This window comes from Pontibacter sp. 13R65 (assembly GCF_047525655.1).
Classification (GTDB): Bacteria; Bacteroidota; Bacteroidia; order Cytophagales; family Hymenobacteraceae; genus Pontibacter.
In genome coordinates this window covers 541,714-563,504 of record NZ_JBLIQL010000001.1, presented here as the reverse complement: position 1 = coordinate 563,504, position 21,791 = coordinate 541,714, and the positions used below count along the sequence as shown (strand labels likewise).

Sequence of the window (21,791 nt, the reverse complement as noted above, 5' to 3'; positions counted from 1 at the left end):
TAATTTTATGCCTAGACCTTAATTGGCTTGCGCCAGCATTTTTTTAAGCTTAATTACTTCTATACCGGCATCTATAACAGAACCTACGCCATGCTTCTCGTTCGGGCGGGCGGGGCGGGTGTAGTAGAAAACAAGGTCGTTGCGGATGCCGGTGCCTACGCAGATGTCTTTCACCTGCCCGTCTTCTTCGATCATTTCTTTCTTCAAACCTTCCCAACCGGTAATGGCAATGGTAGCGAATCTTTTATCGAGCCAGCCGTTGTTGATGGCGGCGGCAACCCCTTGCACAAACATAGCCGAGGCAGAGGTTTCAGCGTATGAGTCGTGCTTGTCGAGGAGCTGGTGCCAGAGGCCGTTCTGGTCCTGGTAGCGTGAGAGTCCGATCAGTTGCTTTTCGAGGTTATTGATTACCTCCTGGCGTTTAGGATGATCTTTCGGGAGGTACTCTAACAGGTGCACCTGCGCCAGCACCAACCAGCCATTGCTGCGGCCCCAGTGCGCTACGCCGTTTTTCTTAGAGTCAGAATAGTAGCAGTGGTAGTAAAGGCCCTTTTCTTCGAGCCAGAGGTACTTATCGAAGCTTAGGATCTGGTGCACGGCATCGTCGAAGTACTTGCGGTCGCCGGTCAGGTTGCCCATGCGCGCCAGAAACGGCACACTCATGTACAGGTCATCGGCCCACAGCGTCATCTGCTGCGGAAACTTGCGCACCAGCGTTTTGTCAGCCAGCCGTTCCTGCCGCTCGGTAATGTGGCGGGCGGTGTTGTCGATGTATTCTTTGTATTCTTTGCGCTTCACGTTGCCATACACCTCAATAATGCTGGCTCCCATGGCACCACAATCGTCGAGCTCTTCCATAGTCCAGAGTTGCCCGAAGGGGTACTGGTAGTGGCGCCGGTCGTTCTTGAAGCGTTTCTGGAAGAACTTATAGTTGTCGAACCCAAAAGCTACGTGCTTTGCTGCAAAATCGGCGTACTTTTTATCTCCTGTAAAATCAGTCATGTTCATCATGGCCATATTTATTACGCCGTTGGTGTAGTGCCATTCACCATACTTGCTGCTGAACTTCACCTCCACATCTTTCGGAATAGCAGCAGTAGTCGCATACACTTTGTTGTCCTTCTCCCCCACAAACTGAAAGCTCGCCTCACTCAGAATGTAATCGGCTACTTTCCGAATTACTTTTTCGTCTTCGGCCGTGCTGTTCTGCGCCTGCTGGGCCTGCGCCGAATAACCGCCTACAACTGCCAACATAGCAGCTGCGCAAAATGCCTTTATAGCAGCAGGCATGAATTTTATGTTTTTCATATAGATGGTAGATTTCTTTGTTTATGGAAATTTCTCTGAATCACAGGCTCTTTTGATTTCATTGGTTTCTTAGATACAATAACTAACCAACTGAAATTATTTAAATGAAAATGGCCTTCCAAGTCGTTTTCTGCTCTTTCAGGCTCAAGGCTTTTAGTGAGAAACAGTAACCACCAGCTCTTCGTTTGCCGCTTTCTTCGACTTCACCCACAGCAGCTTCGCCTCCTGGTCGTAATACCAGCCTTCGGCTCCTGCCTCGCCAAACTTGGCAGCAGTGGTAGTAGCCAGCTTTTTTAATCCGGCTTGCAAGTTTGTTGGCGCTTTCTCCTGATGTATTTTCAGGATATAGTTTCTATTCGGCACCTGGTATTTGCCTGTAGCGGCTCCTACTTTTATGGCGGTGCTGTTGCCGGAGGTGTTGGCGCTAACGGTGGTGATGCTGTAGTTGCCCTGCTTGTATTCCTCACTTAAACCATCATCCTCAAAAAGATCGAAAGAAGCCGCCGCTCCGGGATATATATCGAACGTGATGTCGCCCCAGGGGTTACGGTCGTCGAACTGCACCTCGTCCTGCATCGGGATAATAGAACCTGCCTTTACGAAAATAGGCAATTGGTCGAGTGGCGTTACGATGTTGTAATGCTTTTTGCCTTGGAACCTGTTGCCGGTCCAGTACTCCACCCACTCCCCTTCCGGCAGGTACACCACACGGGTTTTGGCTTCCTTGGTGGTAACAGGGCAAATGAGCATGTTGTCGCCGAACATATACTGATCTTCTACGGCATAGGTGTTTACATCCTGCTGATGCTCCATCACCAGCGCCCGCATTATCGGCACGCCCGTCTGATACGTTTTAAAGGCGCTGCTGTAGATGTACGGGATCAGGCGGTAGCGCAGTTTGTCGTATTTGGTAAAGTTAGCCAGAGCTTCGTCGCCGTAGTTCCAGGGCTCTTTGTAGCCGGGGTGGTCCATGCCGAACACGTGCGCCACTGGGCTGAACATGCCGAACTGCACCCACCGGATATACAGCTCCGGATCGGCTTTGTGCTCAAAACCGCCCATGTTGTGGGTCCAGTAACTTACGCCGGAGAGGCCCATGTTGATACCTGCTTTCATAACAGGTCCAAAGTACTGCCACTCGCTTGGCCAGTCGCCTGCCCAGATAAAAGGGTAACGCTGAATTCCGGCATAGCCTTCGCGGGTGTGGTTCATGCCACGCATGTTGTTGTACTTGCTGAAGCGCTCGTAAGGAGCCTTGGCGTACACCAGCGGGAAGATGTTGTGCAGGCGCTGCGCCCGTTCGCCGGTCGGGCCTACTTTGTCGCTTTCGTTGGCTACGCGGCCAAAGGCGCTGCCTTCGTCGGTTTTCAGGAATTTGGCACCAATAGAGGCAATCCGCATCACGGCATTATCCCACCACCAGTCTATGGCATTCTCATCGAAGAAGTTCACAATCTCCCCTGGCTTGTTCTCTTCGGGGTATACAAACCCTTTTTCGCGGGCCTGGTCGAGCAGGTTAATTTCCATACCGTTGTCGAAGCGACTCCGAATATGCAGGCCCACCATGTTCAGGTTCATGGCGTATAGCTGGTCGAACATGCTTTTCGGGTTCTTCATGGTTTCGCGCCACTCATAAGAGGTGGCACCATTGCCCCCACTCTTGCCGAACATACGCCAGGTAGAGTCGAGATGCAGAATATCAACAGGAATGCCCATGGCTCTGTACTTGCGGGCCAGCTCCACCACATACTCGGTAGACGAATGCTCAGTATGCCCCCAGGTGCCGCCGCTGTAGGTGCCCACGTGCAGCCCGTGAGCAAAGCGTGGCAACAGCGGTGCTTTGCCGGTAAGGTTGGTGTAATGGTTCAGAATAGCCGGGAAGTCCGGGCCGTAGATAAAGTAGTAGTCGAGTTCACCGTTAGCGGCCTCAAAGGCATAGGAGTCGGAGCGGGAGTTGCCCATGTCCCAGCGGGTGGCGTAGGGGTTGTGCAGAAAAATGCCGTAGCCTCTGGTACTCATAAAAAACGGCACCGGCGCGTAATTTGCTTCCATTACGTTGTAGGCCCCAATAATATGCGGCCTTTTGGTGCCACGGCCTACATTCAGATTCACTTCTTTACCGAGCTGGTCTGTAAAGTCCATGCGCTCACCAAAGCCGAAAAAGTGTTCATCGGGCATTAGCTTTTTGCGTGTGCCTACTACTTTATCGGCCTTGTAAGCACCTCCTGCCGCCTCTGCCACCACTTCCGAAGAAAGCAAATCGCCCTGCTTGTTAAATATCTCGATGCTGTACGGCGACTTGTTCAGGCGGACCAGCAACTTATCGGTGCTCAGTTCAAAAAATTTCGATTTCTTCTTTACATCTACTTTTATCGGCCCCCAATTAGTCCCCGTCAGCATGTAAGACTCTTCGTTCTCGAACTCCCTGTCCCAACTGGTGCGCACCCTGATCATGTCGGCGGTGCAGAACTCCAGCATTACATCAGCCTTATCGGTCGAGAAGGTAAAGGTGTCTTGCTGCTGATTTAATTTTGAGGTGATTTTACCTGCATCCGTTTGTTGCGCCTGGCTGATAAGAGGCAAACTCAATAGTATTAACAGCAAGGTAAAACGTTGGAGAAATGTATTCATGCTTCTAATGGGAAGATATTTCAGAAAATAAGGTTCTAACACGGATGCAAAACATGTACAAATGTTTGTTATTCCGAAGATAGCTTAACCATCCAACCTTTGCATCCTGCTATATCCTGTGGGAAGGGAGATGAAAAAGCAAAAACAGCTGCTACACCGCTACAGTTCTAAACCACTCCTGCAGTTCCTCGCGGTCTATGTCGCTCATTTTTTTGAGTTTTATGTGCCGCATATCTTTGCCTGTGCCTTGTAGTTTATTGTGTTTGTCGTTCAGCTTTGTAAAATCGAAAAACCCTAAGGTCAGGTACGCTTTTGTTGTTTTGAAATAAGTAAAGTCTTTGCTGGTTCTGAACACAGGTCGGCTCCACTTAAACTCTTCTGTTACGCCAGCCACACTCTCCTGAATCAGCTGCCGCAGCACTTCCATCATCTCTTTCTGCTCGGCTGACGCGCTGTTGATGTATTCTGTAACCTGGGGGTTCATAAGGTATGGTTTGGTTGTGAGAAAATGGTTTTATCTATTTGTAGCGGCAAACACTACTATGCCTGCAAAATACACCCTTCATGTTGAGGTAGCAAGTTGCTCTGGAATTTGAGTTAACAAAGCCAGGATTACTCCCACTGAAAGTTCTGAAGACCAGGAGCGGCAGGTGAAGAAGAGGCAAATTCGTGCTCCTTTTGCAGAGGCCATATATCTCTAAAAATTAAATTGGAGCACTCTTTCTTATTCAGGTCAAAAAGACACCCCAATGCCACCAAGTATGCCCCAGTCTCCCCGGGTGCTATAGCTAAAATCCAACCGGCTCTGCAGTTTAAGCTTGGGAACCAGTTGCTGCCTTAGACCTACTCCTCCTACACCGATGATTTCAGGATTATAACTTCTAAAGAAATTTGCTGCCACATCACCAATCCCGGCAAATACGACATAACCATACCGAGGATCCGCCCGACTGAAATCGGAACGCAGTTCTGTCTGCAGCATAATAGACTGCTTTTCCAGGTACAGATTGCGCCAGGCTCCTCTGATCAGCCGATCTCCGCCCAAGTACGGAAGCATAAAAAATGGCGTTTCTCCCCCATACACATTATGATAATGCAGCTGCAAGGCCAATGCGCTACCCGACGAAATACCGGACAGGGGTACATACTGCCGGAAGTCCAGCATAAAGCTATTAAAGGAATAATCGGCACCCAACCAGTTCCCGTAGTGCATATAGGACACCTCCAAGGATTGTCCTGAAGATGGGAAGATAATACTGTTGCGGGTGTCCCACCTAACGACCGGACCAATTCCGGCCATAAAACCGCCTTCTAAATCCCGGATCGGAGAATTAGGAGTGTCGCGCAGCTGTAAAGGACTCTCTTTGCGTATCTCGTACCTCAGCCCGACAAGAAATTGGTCCATTATTAGTTTGGATACTGCTCCTTGCCAGTTGGCTAAGTTGTTGCTGTAGCGGATAGCATCTATATCAGTAACCTGGTTTCTCATGCCAAAATAGGCAGATTGATTGTTACGAACATAATTGAGGTGGTTGTAGAAATACCATTTATCAATATGGTAAAACTCACTTTTAACCCCTGCAGACCAGATACCACTGAACCCGTAAAAAAAGATAGGCATTACCGTAGAAGGCCTCGAAAACCTGGAAGTGGGTGTGATGTGATTTGGGTTGTCCAGAACTATATCTAAGGTGAGGCCCAAAAAAAGTCGGGTTTCTGCCGAATAACCTACAATCGGAAGGGGAGCAATACGGTTTTTCTTTTTGGAGCTAACCACAAAGTCAGGATGTGTCATATTTATTGACTTTCTGCTAAGTTGGTGAATACTGGCCGCATCAGTTAATCCAAATATACTTTCGTCGTGTATAATTTTTACATCGTTTTTTCCTTCGGCCACCCAATGCCCAAGTATATCAATTGTATAGCCTATCTCGTTGTTTTCTAAATTCCAGGCAAGCAATTGCCCAGCCACATTAAAGGCTAAAAGATAACTACCATCTTTTGTAAAGTGAATGTCTGCAAATGGAATGACCATGGGTGGTAGCGATAGCATCACCTCGCCTGTAGCTAAATCCCTAACCTGTATACCTTTTTCAGAAGTGATGCCCGCATATATGGTAGGGGAAACGGGATGGAAAATCAAATTATCCAGCGCTTCCAACTCCCATTCTACATGCAGCACCTCCAGGGAGTGGGGATCCATGGTCTTGATGAGCTTGTTTTGGGTAGAAGCGATCAGAATGTTATCATTACGGTTTATGGCGAGCTCCAGGGTGTAGTCAGTCACCTTTCTCTCCCTTAAAAGCTCCCAGCCAGCAGTAGAGTACAAGGACAGTGTGGAGTTCCAAAAGGTTTTGTCGTGTAAAAAATATGCCTGGCTACCGTCTGTACTAAAGGTCACATGGTAGGTTGATAAGGGTAATTCTATTGGCAGATATTCAGTTGAGTAAAGAGGATATACTATAGTAGATCCTGATTCACAAGAACTCATAATAAGCCATTTCCCATCCGAACTACATATTATGTATTCCGGTATGTCGCTGCCTTTCCATTCGCCTTTCCAAATGTGCTCTCCGTTTGTAGGGTTAAGTAACGTTAGGAATCCCTGCCCAAACAGCAATGTATAATTGCTGGACGACAATCGAGCCGTATCCAGGATAGAAGCCTGGGAGCTTTTGGATTGAGCATACACCGTAACGGCAGGTAAAAATAGAATAATTAGAGTCCACGCTATTTGTAGAAGCCGAAAATTCATATGGAGAAGGGTTCGTTACAGTATTTACTTGAAGACGTAATAATAAACAAGAATACGCCTCAATATTTGTAAATACCTAACAACACGTGTAAACTTCTGTTTAACTTTTCAGTTGCCTACTCACAGCTTTGCAAAACCTCTAAATACAGCAGGGCCATCTCCTGCAATTATTTAAAGTCATGAATAAATTTCTCAGTGCAGAAGCCGACTCTGTTAATAACTGGTAATTTATTAATACCATGTATCGCAGAGCATATTCAAACCGGACATTTTTTGAACTCAATTCAAGTATAAACCAGTAGCAAACGTAAATTTTCGTTCAAATTATCTTTCAGAAAGGCAATTTAACAGATAACTATAAGCGGACTACCGAACATACTTCATATATATGCTCCACTACTCACAAAACAAAAAAGAGGCAGGCCATCATAAACGACCTGCCTCTTTTTTTATACTATAAGTTCTACTGCTTCACCAGACGCTTCACAACGCGGTGGGTAGGAGTTTGCAGCACTACCAGGTACACACCAGCAGCAAGTTTACTGAAACGTGCATCGTTGGCACTGAGCTGCAGGCTGTAGCTTCCGGCTGCCATAGTGGAACTTACCAGTTGCTGCACTTTACGGCCATGTAGTTGGTCATACACCGTAATGGTTACCTCCTCCTGCTTATCCAGGGTAAAGGCTAGGTTAAGCTTGTCGGTGGCGGGGTTCGGGTACAGCTGGAGCATGTGTGCATTGGCTGCCTCTGTCGCTGTGCTTGTTACGGTGTTGTTATAAAGCGCCATAATTTCAGCCTCCGACAAACTGTAGTTAAAGATCTTAAATTCATCGAGCATTCCCTTAAATGGCGTTTCCAGGTTACTGTTGTTGCCGATGATAAGTGGTTCTGTCTGACCAATGCCGGTGTTAGTATTATCGTTAACCTCCTGCGCCAGAACCCCATTGCGGTAGATGCGCAGTTTTTTGTTCTCTACATCACGCACGGTTACCACATGCACCCACTCGTTGTTGAAGAAAGTGGCATTGTTAGTCCCTACTTCGCTTTTGGTAATATCGTCGTCAACGGCAAATCTGATCAGGTTGTCTTTTACCTCCAACCCGAACCATTGCCCGGTGGCACCTGCTGCCTCGTCTCGGGCGAAGGTACCTTTATGAAACAGGTAAGACTGCTCCGTTTGTGCAGGAGCTTTCACCCAAAGCGATACGGTAAAGGAGTTAACATCGAAGAACAGGTGCTGCTGGTGTGGTACGTGCACATGACTTGTTGCCTCCGCATTGGCCAGGTCGATGGCATTGCCCAGTCGGCCTTCTACCCATGCATGGTTCTCTATGTTCTTCACTTCGCCGTGGTTGGCATACTCACTTTCATCGGTCACTTCGGTGCCGCTGGTTGCATCGAAACGCCAATCGCCGCGGATACCGGTTTGGTTCAGCTCCTGTGTCGTAAAAGACCAGACAGGTCCAGCGGTGGTAGTTACTTCGTTTACAGCATCTATGCGCCAGTAGTAGGTGGTGTTACTGGCCACTGTTATAATTTCGGAAGCAGTAGCTGTTACATCGCCCAGGTGTTGCAGGTTATCGGCGGTTGTGCCGAAATAAATTTTATAAGTGTCGGTGTTGTCGCTTCCGGTCCAGCGCAGGTTTAACCTGTCGGTTTCGGCGTAGGTAGAGCCATCAGCCGGCGACGGTGCAGATGGTGCAGCCGGAGGCGTTGGCACCGCCCTGGTGCTAAAAGCTACTGGTATGCTAAAAGCAGAGCTTTCGTCAGCGGTAGTGGCCTGCAAGCGGTAATAATACCGGGTATCAGGAGTGAGTTCCTCATCAAGGTAAGTGGTGGTATTGGCAGGCAAGGTAGCCAGCAGCGTAAAGGTTTCTTCGTCGAGCGAACGGTAGAGCAGCACGCTGGTTTCGTTCTCGGCATTATCCTGCCACGACAGGTTTATAGATTCGAAAGCAATCTCTGTGGCTCGCAGGTGCGAGGGCGGCAGCAGGCTATTGGTGTTTTCGGGCACCTCGGAGGTACCGGCCAGTCGTATTTCCGGCTGAGGCGGCAGGTTCATGCCATCACCCAGAAAGTAATCTACGTGCGGGGGCTGGTTATAACCTACATTTTGCCAGGCAATAGCCACACGGTACTGCGGGTTGTGCATGTGCGTGTAAAGACGGTATTTGGAAGGAATAGTGGTGGTGTAAATGCGGAGGCTGGTATTGCTCTCATCGCGCAAAATAAATTCTTCGCGCCAGTCGCCAAAAAGGTCGGCCTGCAGGTTAGGCGTTGCTTTGGTGCCATTGTTGGAGGCTGCTCCTGTGGCTGTTAGAAGTCGGCCCACACCATATTTGTCTATCCGGTTGTCATTCAGCAACTCTCGGAGCAAATCGCCGTCCCACCAAATGGCAAAATTTGTGGAGGCAGGGTTGCTGGTTGAAATTACCTCGCCTTTCGCATTGCGCACTCCTCCAAAGCCCCAGGCCTCTGCTCCTCTGTGCTCCGCCGAAATATCGGCTGCCACGCCTCTGCCTACATCGGCGTTGGCTGTTTTCCAGAGAATTTCACCGGTGCGGGCATCCCACATAGAGGCTCCAGGCGTAGCCGCTGTTTCGTGAATTGAATATACCTCCAGACCAGGCCGGTCAGGGTCCAAGTCCGAAACGTGTGCTGCATCGCCGTGTTTATGCCCGGTAGAATACATGCCGGTGCCATCGTGGTTTACTGCCATCGCGCCGTATATTACTTCGTCCTTGCCATCGCCGTCTACATCGGCAATGCTGAGGCTGTGGTTGCCTTGCCCGGCATAGGCGCTGTTGCCGGGGGTGTCGCTATCAAAAGTCCAGCGCTGGGTCAGTTGGCCACCGCGCCAGTCCCAGGCCACAAGTACGCTGCGGGTGTAGTAGCCGCGTGTCATCAGTATGCTTGGTTTTTCGCCATCGAAGTAGCCTACGCCAGCCAGAAACCGATCTACGCGGTTGCCGTAGTTGTCGCCCCAGGCCGACACGTTGCCTCTGCCCGGCAAATAATCTGTGGTAGCCATGGCGGCACCTGTTTCGCCATTAAAAACGGTCAGGAATTCCGGGCCGGTCAGAATATAGCCATTCGCGTTCCGGTGATCTGCCGCTGCATCTCCAATTACAATACCGGCACCGTCTATGGTGCCATCTGCAGTTTTGCATACTACCTCGGCTTTGCCATCGCTGTCGAAATCGTATACCAGGAACTGCGTGTAGTGTGCTCCGGCACGTATGTTCCAGCCCAAATCGATGCGCCACAGGTGCGTTCCGTTCATTTTATAAGCATCGAGAAAAACTTTGCCTGTATGGCCGTTCTGCGAATTGTCTTTAGAATTGGAAGGGTCCCACTTCACAATCAGCTCGTACTCGCCGTCGCCATCGAGGTCTCCTACCGATATATCGTTAGGGGAGTAGGTATAGCTACTGCCATTTACGGTGCCACCTTCGGGGCGCTGCAGCGGCACGCTCATGTACTCGCCAGCCCAGGCAGTAACCGCCTCAGAGGGAGCCTGCTCCTCTCCTTTTATTACGGCACGCACATGGTAAGAGCCATTGTCGGAGGTATTGTCTACGTAATTGGTGGAGGTAGTAAGGGGTTCATCGTTTAGTTTGGTCTCGCCACGATACACGTTAAAGGCTACACTTCCTGGGTCGGTGCCCAGCATACGCCAACTCACAAACACAGATTCAGGACTTGTCCGAACGGCAACTACGCCGCGGTTTAGCTTTTCTACATACCGCTTCTGGGCGTAAGACAACTGCACCAGCAACAATAAAAAGGCGAACATACTAGAGGCAAAAACATAGCGGAAGCGAACGGAACTGCTCGTTCCAACACCTACTGGTTTACCTGAAGCGGATACATTTTCTGGGTCGAATTTTCTCATGCTTTCATGGGTTTAAGTTTGTTTTTAGAATTTATAGGATTGGCAATCAGAATTATTCTAATGAAAAGGGCCTTCCGGAGGGTTTTTCGGCTTTTTTGGGGATAGGCAATAGATGCCGAATATTGTTATTCTGGGTTTATCAAAAATTGTGTCTGAGGTATGACAAGATAAACTGCCGGTGCATCAGGCACCTCTCTCTCATATTTCTTCAGAATGCACAGCCAACGCAAAGCTCTATTCAGCTTTACATTTCTGAAATTTCATACCTTCTAATCATTCAAATTATTCTAATGAAAATGGCCTTCCGGAGCTATTTTAATACTTTTACAGCTTGGGGTTACACGGCATCTTTCCCTGCGAGGCTATTGAGGTACTTATCGAGGTTAGAGTAACCGTCTTTATTTATGATGCTGCCGTCGGTGGGATCTTTAGGATTTAGTTTGTTTTTCTTCTCCAAGGCATCGGGTATCCCATCGCCATCTGAGTCTGTCAGGGATTTGCCGCCTTTTACCACACCCGGACCTGCGGTAGGCAGGCTCATTTCATCGCTAATAGTTTTGCCTTTGGTGCCGAGCGATTGCAACTCATCTATCAAAAACTTATCTACTTCGTCGCGTTGCAACGATGCGCCTACATCAGCTATAATTCTGTGGTAGGCCTGCGGCGGCGTGAGGGTAGTTACTTTCGGAAAATCAAATGGTTTTTCTTTCCAGGTAACGGGGCCGTAGTCAGCTTTAGCGACTGCCGCTCCATCGAGTTTGCCATTTACGTTGGCATCGTAGTAGTTGTCTTTTGCAAAAAGATGGAACGTTTCGGTTGCTCTGGAAAATGGTGGGGAAGTTTTAGATCCTGGTCCACTGATAAAGTAATTTCCCTCAATATTCGCATCAGATCGACCTGCAGAGCCTCCCAGAATATAGGCACCAACCTCCCAGTTATAAACAACATTGTTCACAAACTGGTTAATGCCCTTTACCTTAGGGTTACGGGTATGGTTATCGATGTAGAGGCAACGCAGGATAGAAACCCCACCAGTAGACTGCACTAAGCCGCCGGTAGAGTGCGTTTGCAGGCCCTGGCTAATAATGGAGTTTTGCAGCGTCACATTGCTAACGTCACCGTTCAGGTCAAATGTGCCGTCTCTGCCCCACGATACCGACACATGGTCAAAAATGATATCGTGCCCCGATGCAATTGCGATGGCGTCTTTGCCATCATCGCCTACTTTACCCATCCGGATTCGGATGTAGCGGGTAATAGAATTGTTGGCGTTGGAGTAAGATAGGCCGTTGCCATAAATGGTAATGCCGTCTCCGGGAGCCGTTTGCCCGGCAATGGTAATATCAGAAGAAACAATGATGCGCTCCTTTATCCGGATTACACCACCCACATCAAACACAATCGTTCTATTAGGTTTACTCACCGCATCACGAAAAGATCCTGGGCCGCTGTCGTTCAGATTGGTGACACGGTACACCTCCCCGCCCCTGCCGCCTGTAGCAAACCGCCCAAACCCTTCGGCTCCCGGAAATGCCAGTTGCTGTGCCGCCAGATCATTTGAGATAAAAATGGCTGATGAAAGTAAGGCAGCACGTGTCAGAGTGCCGAATGTTTTAGTGAAGGAGTTTTTTTGTTTCATACTTTCTTATGATTTTGATACTTATAATGTAATGTGCCTTATAACACCTATTTAAATAACTAACATTAGTTATAGAAAAATTTTTGATACTCTATTATACTTACATCATTGAAGTTATAAATCGCACTTAGAAGCAGCAGCACCAATAGAAGCATACTTCTTTAGAGAGCCGGTTTTATTTGGTTAATTTGTTTCTGAAAGAAGTTTGCTCCAAAATCCAGGATCTTTAAATTTGTTAACCTTTAGAAAATGATCATACCAAACATATTGTTAGTTCCCTGTAAGAGGAAACGAAAAGAATGATCTGTAAAAAACCTAAGGTGCTGTATCCCACTTCATTTGTCTTTATAATACCTTATTTGTTCAGCTCCAGACTTGCCAGTACAAAGGGGCCGGTGCCTTTTGGGTCGTCGGTGCGTATTTTTTCGTTCACGTAGTACTCGTAGGAGCCATCGCGACCTGCCCCTAGACCAGCCACAGCACACACCTGCGTCAGGTTTACTTCGCCGTTTGGCTGCACTTTTATCAGCTGTTCGGTAAGGCCTTTAAAACCTTTTTCAGCTACTTGTCTGAAGCTTTTATCGAGATAGCCTTTGTTAGCCCCTTTTGCCAGTGCGTACACAAACATGCTAGAGGCAGAGGCTTCGAGGTAATTGCCTTCGCGGTTCCCCTGGTCCACCACCTGGTACCACAAGCCAGTTTTGACATCCTGGTATTTTTGCAGCGCCGGTGCCAGCCGCTGTAGTATGCCGATAACATCTTTGCGTTTCGGGTGGTCCTGTGGCAGGAAGTCCAGTACATCTACAATAGCCATGGCATACCAGCCTATGGCACGGCCCCAGAAGTTTGGTGAACGACCAGTTTGCTGATCGGCCCAGGGCTGAAGTTTGCTCTCGTCCCAGCCATGGTACAGCAGGCCGGTTTTGGAGTCGCGGAGATGCTTCTCCATTAGCAGCAGTTGGTTAGCCACATCATCAAAGGCGGTTTTATCGCCGAAAGTTTTTCCGTACTGCGCCAGGAACGGAGACCCCATGTAGGCACCATCGAGCCACAGCTGCCAGGGGTAGCGCAGTTTGTGCCAGTAGCCGCCTTCGGTGGTGCGTGGCTGCCACTTCATCTGCTCCCGTAACGTTTCAATGGCTATCTTATACTTCTCGTCTTTGGTTACTTCATAGAGGTTAAAAAGAATTTTGCCGGAGTTCATCATGTCTATGTTGAAGTTGGTGGCATCATAGGTCTTGATATTTCCTTTCTCATCAATCAGTTTATCGGCGTAAGCTTTTATGTAGTCGAAGTAATGCTGGTGCTGCTTTTGGTCCTGCCGCCAGATTTTCTCAAACCCGTGCAGCACAAGCCCCTGCGGATAGCTCCAGACCGGTTGCTTCGAAAACTCGATCATCCAGGGCTCCGGGTTATTTTTGATGATAGACAGTGCCATCCGCTCCGACCACTTCAGGTTTGTGGAGATTTTGCCAGTGTTTGGCTGCTGGGCTTTGGCGAATCCTGCCGTTAACAGCAGTAGCCATAGCAGAAGTAGGTTGTTTTTGGTTAGCATTCTTTATCTGTTCATAGCGCCAGCGAAGACGCTCGTGCCATCCTAATTCATAATTAATTCCTGATTTTTAATTTTGAATTTCTAATTTGGCACAGCCCTGCTGCAGCCTACGGCATTTTGTGCAGTCCTTCCCACCTTACTTTCCAGGTTCCATCGTCCGGGAAGCCGGGGTTTACTTTGTCGGGAGCACCGTCCCAGCCTGCTGCCATCATGGCTACGGCTGTTAACAGGCCACCATTGCCAGGCAGATAAATACGCAGTCGCTCGTCCTGGAAATTATGGCCGTTTGGCAGGTAGGTATTTTTCTGGGTATCCATGAACAGGGCATCTATGGCTTTTTCAGGAGCGCCTAATCTGGCGGCACTCATCGCCATCATGGGGTAATCCCAGCCCCAGGTAGTTTCCCACTGCCACTTCTGCTCTATCTCTTTGTAGGTGTTCATCATTATGGCCGTGTCGATTTTGGCGCTCAAAGGCAGATAACCATAAGCGCCTACTACTACCGGGTGGTCGCGGCGGTAGAAATCGTCGGTGTAGGCTTGCGGATGCGTAGCACTTGGCAGGTATAGGCCATCTTTTATAGCCAGCGGAGCAAGCTTGTTGATGATGTCCTGCCACTTTTTGTCTTCGGGCATGCCCAAACGCTTGCGCCACTCCTGCGCCACCGACAGCCCAAAGTGCCAGTACGCCAGCTCAAACGGCGGGTCATTGGTTTCCTTAGCCGGGAACAATTCCTGTGCAGGAATAATGGGGGCAGCTAAATGATACTTCTGGTCTTTTTCGCTGTAAGTGGGAAAAGAGGCCATAAACTTGGCGGTCTCGAACACCAGCTCTTTGTATTTTTCGAGTGTTTCTTTTGTTGGGTTCTGCCGGTAAATCAGTTCTGAAAAGTAAATAATGTGCGGCTGCTGCCAGATCAGGTATGGGCCTACGCTCGATGGACTTTCGGCACCGTAAGGGTCAGTCATTTTCTGCCACCTCACGCCTTCATAACCTTGCCATTGCGCTGTTTTACGGGCTTTCGGCAGCACTTTGGTGTACCAGGGAAGGCTCTTCTCGAGCAAAGGCAGGCGGTCCCAGAGGGCGAAGTGCACGCCATGCCACCAGTGCATTTCGAGGTGCGGTTTGCCGTACCAGCTGTTAAAGGTAAGGCCGGTTTCCTGTGGGGGCAAGTCGCCGGTGCACTGCAGTTTGGTGAGGTACTGCGACAAGATAACCCGCCGCTCCAACTCATGCGCCCGTGGGTCGGTAGAGCCTGCAAAGTCTATCGCGCCGCCTTCTGTCCAGAACCGCTTCCATTCTTTCTCGCTGCTGGCTTGTGTCTCCTTAAAGTCAGCCAAATTTTTTGTCTGCTTTTGGCTAAAAAGCACGCTGAACTCCAGGCTTTCGTTGTTACTGGCCGGGATCAACTCAAAATGGTGTTTTTCCTTCTCGGTGAACTGGCCTTTCTTGTCCCAGCGCACGTTGGTGTAGTACACTGTGGTATCAAGCTGCCGCTTTAGCTGCACCTGGTTAGCGCCAGATTCCGACATGGCCAGGGTGGTGGTGTGCTTGTCCTGTTTTTCCCAGTCGTAACCGGGGCACACATGACAGTCGGCACCGTACGGGAATTTAAAGAACACCTTCAGGCGCTCTTTGGCTATAAGCGGCGAAGTAACACGCGCCGAAATCTCGTCTTTCTCCTGGTGCCCGAACAACTCCACCGTTACCGGCACGCCTTCAATTTCGTACTTGCTTTCTATTTTACCGGTCCAGAGGTTCAGGTTTTGGTTGATGTTCTGGAGCTCGTGCATGGCGGCCTGCTCTCCGTTTTCTTTTAGCAGCACCAGCCCTACAATACCCAGGTGCAGGCGGTGCGGGTTGGTGCGCAGGTAGTTCATGGCATCTACCTTGCGGCCTGTGCCTTTGTGCTGCACCGGAAACGGAATTACCCGGCCGTCTGCAGCCGTGTCGTAGCGGGCTACATCTTCGAGCGTGTAGTTCTGGTCGGTTGGCACCGAGTGCCAGCCCCACTGCGACTGTGTTCCCAGCGACACGCCGTTGTCGTAGTCCTGGTAGAAACTCTGCAGCCCCGATACGTCAACGGTGTATGCAAAATCGCCATTGCCTACTGAGAGCGATGCCAGTGTATCTGGTTGAGTGAGCGTCACGTTATGGCGGGTCACTAGTGCCTGCCGGTCTATTTTACCAGGGTCAGCACCGGTGGTGTTATCCGAAACGCTGCATCCCCAAAGAATTGCCATGGCTGAAACCACAGCAAACTTAATGGTATTGGCCGAGCCTTTTCTCATATCAGGTTTGTATAATAAGGTTTGTTTATCTTTTATCAAATTGTTCTAATGAAATACCCCTTCCCGAGGCATAAATGAGACATATGGCACAGGGCCTAAGTCACCTGGCCTTTCCTGTGTTCGCTTCTTTGGCGAGCCATTCGTTTTTTCTAATTTTTATTTGCCCCTACTCCTCAAATTATTCTAATAAAAGGGGCCTTCCGGATGCAAAAAAGCCTTCCGAGCCTCTAGGGCCATCCTCTAAAATTTTAAATAGCGTAGTTCTGCCTGCTGTACATGCTGGTAGTTACTTTGGCTCTATTTGAAATACAAAAGCACTCGATGTCATATATTTTCCTCCCTGGGAGGCTAAGAACAGGTGCGTGGGCCGGTCGTTTTGCAGCAGCAATTGCGGTCTTTCGAAACGCCCATACTTCGAGAGGTGCTTTTGGGCCGGTGGTTGTTTAAAGTAGTGATCGGTGTTGTAGTAGGCAATTTCAGGCTCACTCCATTTTATACCATCCGGCGACTCCTGGTACAGGCCGTACTGGTGGTTAAAGATGCCCATGTCGCGCATCACCATTTTAAACTTCCCATCTTCCTGCCACACATAGCCATCTTCTGCCTGAATGTTGTTGCCATGACCGGAGTAATCTATTATCGGGTTGCCTTTGTATTTGGTGTAAGGGCCCTGCAGGCTTTTGGCAATGGCAAGCCCATATTTGCGGTTACCTCTTATTTTGGGATCGGTATAGTTTTCATATTCGTATGTGTTCCACGATTTGTAGTACAGAAAATACCTGCCATCGGGATGTTTCACAAAGCTGGGGTTAGAGGAGCAGTGGTCGTCCCAGGCTCCTTCGGGTCCTGCTTCTACAAGCGGTTTATCGGGGCGCTGCCAGGGTCCATAAGGCGAATCTGCTATGGCCAAGCCAACACGTTTGGTATTGGTTCTGCGGTTGGAGTTGCCCATGTAAAACAGGCAATATTTGCCATCTACGAACTTGATGTGTGGATTGTGGCAGGTGGTGCCATCCCAGAAGCCCTCTCCTCTCGGAGCCAGCACTGTAGAAACAAACTTGAACGGAGACTCAGGCGTATCGGCTACGGCGTGTGCAATTTCTGAGCTGTTAATCCAGCCACCCATCCCTTTTTCTGCCGCCCACCTCGAGAAGAAGACATGTGTTTTGCCATCGGGCCCAATAATCGGACTGGTGCCCCACACATAATAGCCTTCCATTTCGAGCACGCGACCTACTGGCTTCAGCCTCTTGCTAAAGTCCGAGGCTTTACCTCCATGACTTGCCACAGCAGCATGTTGTTCTGCCAAGTGAGCAAATGAAAATAAGAATGGCGACGCAGCAGCGACACCCAGAAATTTTCTTCTATCCATAGTAATTTGGTACTCAAATGCAGGTTGTACTACAAAAGAGGCCTTTTCCTGCCCCATTTAAAACTACTGATTGTTAGCTTAATAAGTATCCTGCTGTATCCGGTAAGGGGTGCTTCCTTAACAGGTACAACAAGTATTGCCTGCATTTGCTGTTCTATAAAACCAGCGTAGTACCTGGGATTTTAATTGTGTTGCTGGCAGAGAGAGCAGAAAGCCCCGTAAAACATCGGGGCTTTCTGTCAACAGCTGGCTTTTGCTATCTCTGCTTTTGCAACTAAAAAATAAGTGCCTGCTTTTTATTTCTGCACTACAATTTTTCTAGCTACCACTTCCTTCTCAGTTGTCAGTTTTACCACATACACACCGGAGTTGTAGTTGCTGGCATTAAACTCATGAGCAAACGGCTTGTTGGCCTCTGCTTTGCCCGCAGCAACTCGCTCCACCAAAGCACCTTTTAAGTCGTAAATTTCAAGAGTATAGTCGCCTTGCTGCATCAGCTTAAATTCTATTGTTGCTTTGCCGGAAAGCGGGTTCGGGTAAGTATTCAAATTGCTTCCGGAAACGGAGCTTTGTAGGCTGGAGCTAAGTACCTGACTGAACAGAGCAGTTATTTCAGTTTCTGATAAAGCATAATTGTACAAGCGAACATCATCCATTACATCGCGATAAGGTTTGTTCTCTGTAGAATTCCCGATGAGGAGCGGATCGGCCTTTCCTATGCCTTGCGTGGTGTAGCTCTTGGAACCTGCCAGTACATCATCTATGTATAACCTGATCTGCTTAGCTTCTATGTCTCTTACTGCTACTACATGCCGCCACTCGTTGTTAAAGAAGTTGTAAGGGTCGCCAGCTACATTTACATCGATGTTTGTTTTAGTTCTGCCATCGTCTATGGCAAATGTCAGCTTTCCATCTCTTAACTGGATGCCGTACCATTTACCGGTGCCTGGCTCAAATGTTCCTTTATGAATAAGGTAAGTGTCTTTGCCGTCTGTGGCTGAATACACATAGGTGTTGGCCGGAATTTTCACCCACATGGAGATGGAGAAGGCATTCTCGTCGAACCTGAACTGCTCGGCGTCCGGCACCACAATACCACCTGTACTGGCTGGGTTGCCAAACTGTAATGCACCCTGATGCTTGCCCGTGGTCCAGGTAGCATCGTCCATGCCGGTGAGGATACCGGTAGCCTGGTAGATGCTGGCATCTGCCGCCTCAATGCCACTTGTCTCATCCAGTTTCCAGTGGCCAACCAGACCAGTTTCGAAGGCAGCTGTTGTAAAAGACCAAACTGTACCGGTGGTTGTGCCTCCGTCTCCTACTGCATCTACACGCCAATAGTAAACAGTATTAGCTGTAAGATCATCTACCTGGTAGCCATTATTATCTACATGTACATCTGCCAAGAAAGTCAGGTTGGTGTTGTCTGTGCCAAAGTAGAGTTTATAACCAGTGGTGTTTAAGCCACCTTCCCAAGCTAAGGTAGTGCTGTTGGCACTAGTTATACGGCTTTCATGTGCAGGAGTCGGCGATAAGGTCTGCAAAGGAAGCGGACTTATGTGGTACTGCTCCATTACCTGCATCGGCGACAGGGCGTAGTTGAAAATCTTCAGCTCATCGAGCATCCCTTTGTAGGGAGCAGGCGTAGCGGAAGTTGCCTCAAACTCCAGTTCCCCTATATTCCCAAGGATGAGTGCACTTGCCTCGCCAATACCCGAAAGCGCTTTGGTAATGCCTACTTCGCTCACAAACGTGCCGTTGCGGTATAGCTGCAGTTGCTGAGTTTCTACGTTTCTGATAGCCACCACATGCACCCATTCCTCAGTAAAGAAAGGTGTGCCATCTGTCTGCAACTCATCTTTACCTCCTCCGTTGGCATCGTTGTCATCGTCTATAGCAAATCGGAACTGCTTGTTTTTGAATTCGATGTTAAAGCGCTTGCCGGTCGCGCCTGTTGTTTCGTTTCTGGTGAAGGAGCCTTTAGCCAGCAGATAGGCGCTGGAATTATTGTTTTGCGGCAGCATGTCTGCTTTTGCTTTCATCCAGAAAGAAAGCGAGAAAGAGCTTTGGTCCAGAAACAACTGATCTTCATTTGGTATGCTTACTGCATACATATCGGCGGCAGCAGTGGAAAAGTCGAGGGCGGTGTTTACTTTGCCTGCTACCCGTATATTCTGGTCCTCTCCATCAAGCCCCAGCACGCCATGGTTCTCATAAGGCGATGAATCCAGAATCTGATCGTTTTCTGATGTTGTTTCGTCGAATGCCCAATGCCCCACTACTCCAGTTGGAATGGTTCTGGCAGTTCGGAATGTCCATACTGTGCCCGCCGTAGTACCTTTTTCATTGCGGGCGTCTATGCGCCAAAAGTAAGTTGTATTCTCGGCAAGGTCTGTTAAGGTAAAGATCGGGTTTGCTGTGTAGGCTACTTCACCTTGTTTGGTAAGGTTTTCTGCGGTAGTGCCGAAGTACACATCATAGGTGGTCGTATTGTCGCTTCCGGCCCATGTTAAGGTAAGTGCCGCATTGCTAAGGCTGGCGTATTGATAGTTATTGGCCGGGGCCGGGGCTGAGGCAACTGCCGGAGCCGTAGGTATGGGCGGTGTCTGCACGGTGGCCACCACACTATAATCTGAAACCTCCTCCTCGTTTACAGCTTTCAGGCGGTAATAATAGGTGGTATTCGGAATCAGTCCTTCGGTATCAGTATAAGAGGTGGTGTTGGCAGCCAGTTCGGCCACCACAGTAAAGTTGCTACCATCGGAGGAGCGCTCAATTACAAAATTAACTTCGTCCTCTGAGTTGTCTTTCCAGTTGATGACCACCGTGCTGGAGGCAGGTTCTTCTACGGAAGTGGCTGTAAGTGTTACCTCTGTTGGTGGTTTCAGAAACACCGGGGCAGGTGAGTCTATTAAAGAGTTGATATAAACTTCTATGTTTAAGTAACCTGGGCTTTCGGTGCTATAAGCCACTGCATCTTCCTTGTTATTTTTATCAAGGCCATGTGCATCTTCCCAGGCATCAGGTATGCCGTCACCATCTGTATCGAGTGGGGCAGGTGCGCCAAAAACTTCCCCCAATCCTCCGTTTGCAAGTGGCAAGTCGCTCTCCAGGTACACGTACAGTCCTTTTGTTCCACGTGATGCCACTTCGTCTACCATCAATGCATCTACCTGGTCGCGGTAAGGGTAGGTAGCCCCAACGGTGTTAATCACCCACTCATACGCCTCTTCTGCGGTAAATGTAGGGGTTGCCATGGGGTAGGCATAAGGTTGTGTTCTGAAGCCATCTTCGCTTATACCCGGATAGCCTGATTCATTGTAAGGCACCAAAGTACCATCCAGTACACCGTTCTTATTATTGTCGAAATAATTGCCTGCCCCATACAGGTTAAACGTACCGGTTCCTCTCGAAAAAGGTGTGCTCCTGCTAGTTGGTGTAAGCGGGCCACCTACAAAGTAATTATTGATAATATTAACTTCAGACACAGCGCCCGAACCTCCCATAATATAGCCATCGCCACTAATGGTATGGCCCATCGGATTATTATCGTTGCCGTAATTGTACACGATATTGTTCACAAACTCGTTTACGCCCTTCACTTTAGGGTTACGCGTTTTGTTGCTGATATACAAATTTTTCAGCAGGCTGATTTTTCCATTGGGCGTTTCCATTAAGCCGCCGGCCGAGTGGTTGTGGCGGTGTAGCCCCTGCCCAATAATGGTGTTTTGTATGGTAATATTAGTAGGCTCGTTTCCTTTTCCGTCCCAGTTTATAGAAAACACTTCGTCTAAGCCCCAGGAAAAAGACATATGGTCAAAAATCATGTTAGCGCCATTGGCAATACCAGAGGCATCTTCGTTGCGACCAGCTCCGGCATTGTTACCTAATCTGATTCTTAAATAACGGGCAATCGTGTTATCAGCACCCGAAAAGCTTACCCGGCGGCCATAAATTACAACCCCATCACCGGGTGCTGTCTGGCCTGCAATGGTGGTATTAGGAGAAACAACTACGGGTGAGTTTAAGCGGATAATGCCGCCAACAGAAAATACTACGAACCGGCCTGGCTGGCTCACTGCCTCTCTAAAAGAGCCGGGGCCGCTGTCGTTGAGATTACTGACCACATACACTTCCTGAGAGGCTGCCCCTCTCGCTCCGGGCGCATAACGCCCAAAACCATCTGCCCCCGGAAAAGCGAGTGTTTGCGCCTGAATGGATGAGTGCTGAAGCAGAAAGAGCGCCAGCAGAACATGCAGAAAAAGCATGTTTCGAACATTTAAGTAAATTGTTTTCATGCAAGAATGGGTTAAGTGTATATTGAAGAATTAGTGGCAGGAAGTAT

General features: G+C 48.9%; 10 protein-coding genes. All 10 read right to left on the bottom strand.

Features of this window, described 5'->3' with window-relative positions; translation table 11 throughout:
* Positions 1-18 precede the first annotated feature (18 nt).
* Complete coding sequence (locus ACMA1I_RS02470; protein ID WP_337066655.1) at positions 19-1,308, bottom strand: glycoside hydrolase family 88 protein; 1,290 nt, start codon at positions 1,306-1,308, stop codon at positions 19-21.
* A gap of 153 nt (positions 1,309-1,461) precedes the next feature.
* Positions 1,462-3,939 (bottom strand): glycoside hydrolase family 31 protein, encoded by a 2,478-nt coding sequence (locus ACMA1I_RS02465; protein WP_337066654.1) that lies wholly within the window; start codon positions 3,937-3,939, stop codon positions 1,462-1,464.
* 151 nt (positions 3,940-4,090) lie between these two features.
* The gene (locus ACMA1I_RS02460; RefSeq protein WP_337066653.1) at positions 4,091-4,423 is read right to left on the bottom strand and encodes a DUF1801 domain-containing protein; all 333 of its coding nucleotides are present in this window, start codon (positions 4,421-4,423) and stop codon (positions 4,091-4,093) included.
* A gap of 249 nt (positions 4,424-4,672) precedes the next feature.
* Complete coding sequence (locus ACMA1I_RS02455; protein WP_337066652.1) at positions 4,673-6,340, bottom strand: BamA/TamA family outer membrane protein; 1,668 nt, start codon at positions 6,338-6,340, stop codon at positions 4,673-4,675.
* Between the two features lie 817 nt (positions 6,341-7,157).
* Positions 7,158-10,589, bottom strand: coding sequence for a LamG-like jellyroll fold domain-containing protein (locus ACMA1I_RS02450; RefSeq protein ID WP_337066650.1), 3,432 nt, complete (start codon positions 10,587-10,589; stop codon positions 7,158-7,160).
* Between the two features lie 337 nt (positions 10,590-10,926).
* The gene (locus tag ACMA1I_RS02445) at positions 10,927-12,228 is read right to left on the bottom strand and encodes a pectate lyase (RefSeq protein WP_337066649.1); all 1,302 of its coding nucleotides are present in this window, start codon (positions 12,226-12,228) and stop codon (positions 10,927-10,929) included.
* 355 nt (positions 12,229-12,583) lie between these two features.
* Positions 12,584-13,783 carry a glycoside hydrolase family 88 protein gene (locus ACMA1I_RS02440; RefSeq protein ID WP_337066648.1) on the bottom strand — a complete coding sequence of 400 codons (1,200 nt, stop codon included), beginning with the start codon at positions 13,781-13,783 and terminating at the stop codon, positions 12,584-12,586.
* A gap of 107 nt (positions 13,784-13,890) precedes the next feature.
* Positions 13,891-16,074 carry a hypothetical protein gene (locus ACMA1I_RS02435; RefSeq protein ID WP_337066647.1) on the bottom strand — a complete coding sequence of 728 codons (2,184 nt, stop codon included), beginning with the start codon at positions 16,072-16,074 and terminating at the stop codon, positions 13,891-13,893.
* Between the two features lie 286 nt (positions 16,075-16,360).
* Entirely contained in the window at positions 16,361-17,446 is a 1,086-nt protein-coding gene (locus ACMA1I_RS02430) for a glycoside hydrolase family protein (protein ID WP_337066646.1), read from the bottom strand.
* Between the two features lie 296 nt (positions 17,447-17,742).
* Entirely contained in the window at positions 17,743-21,744 is a 4,002-nt protein-coding gene (locus tag ACMA1I_RS02425; protein ID WP_337066645.1) for a LamG-like jellyroll fold domain-containing protein, read from the bottom strand.
* Positions 21,745-21,791 lie beyond the last annotated feature (47 nt).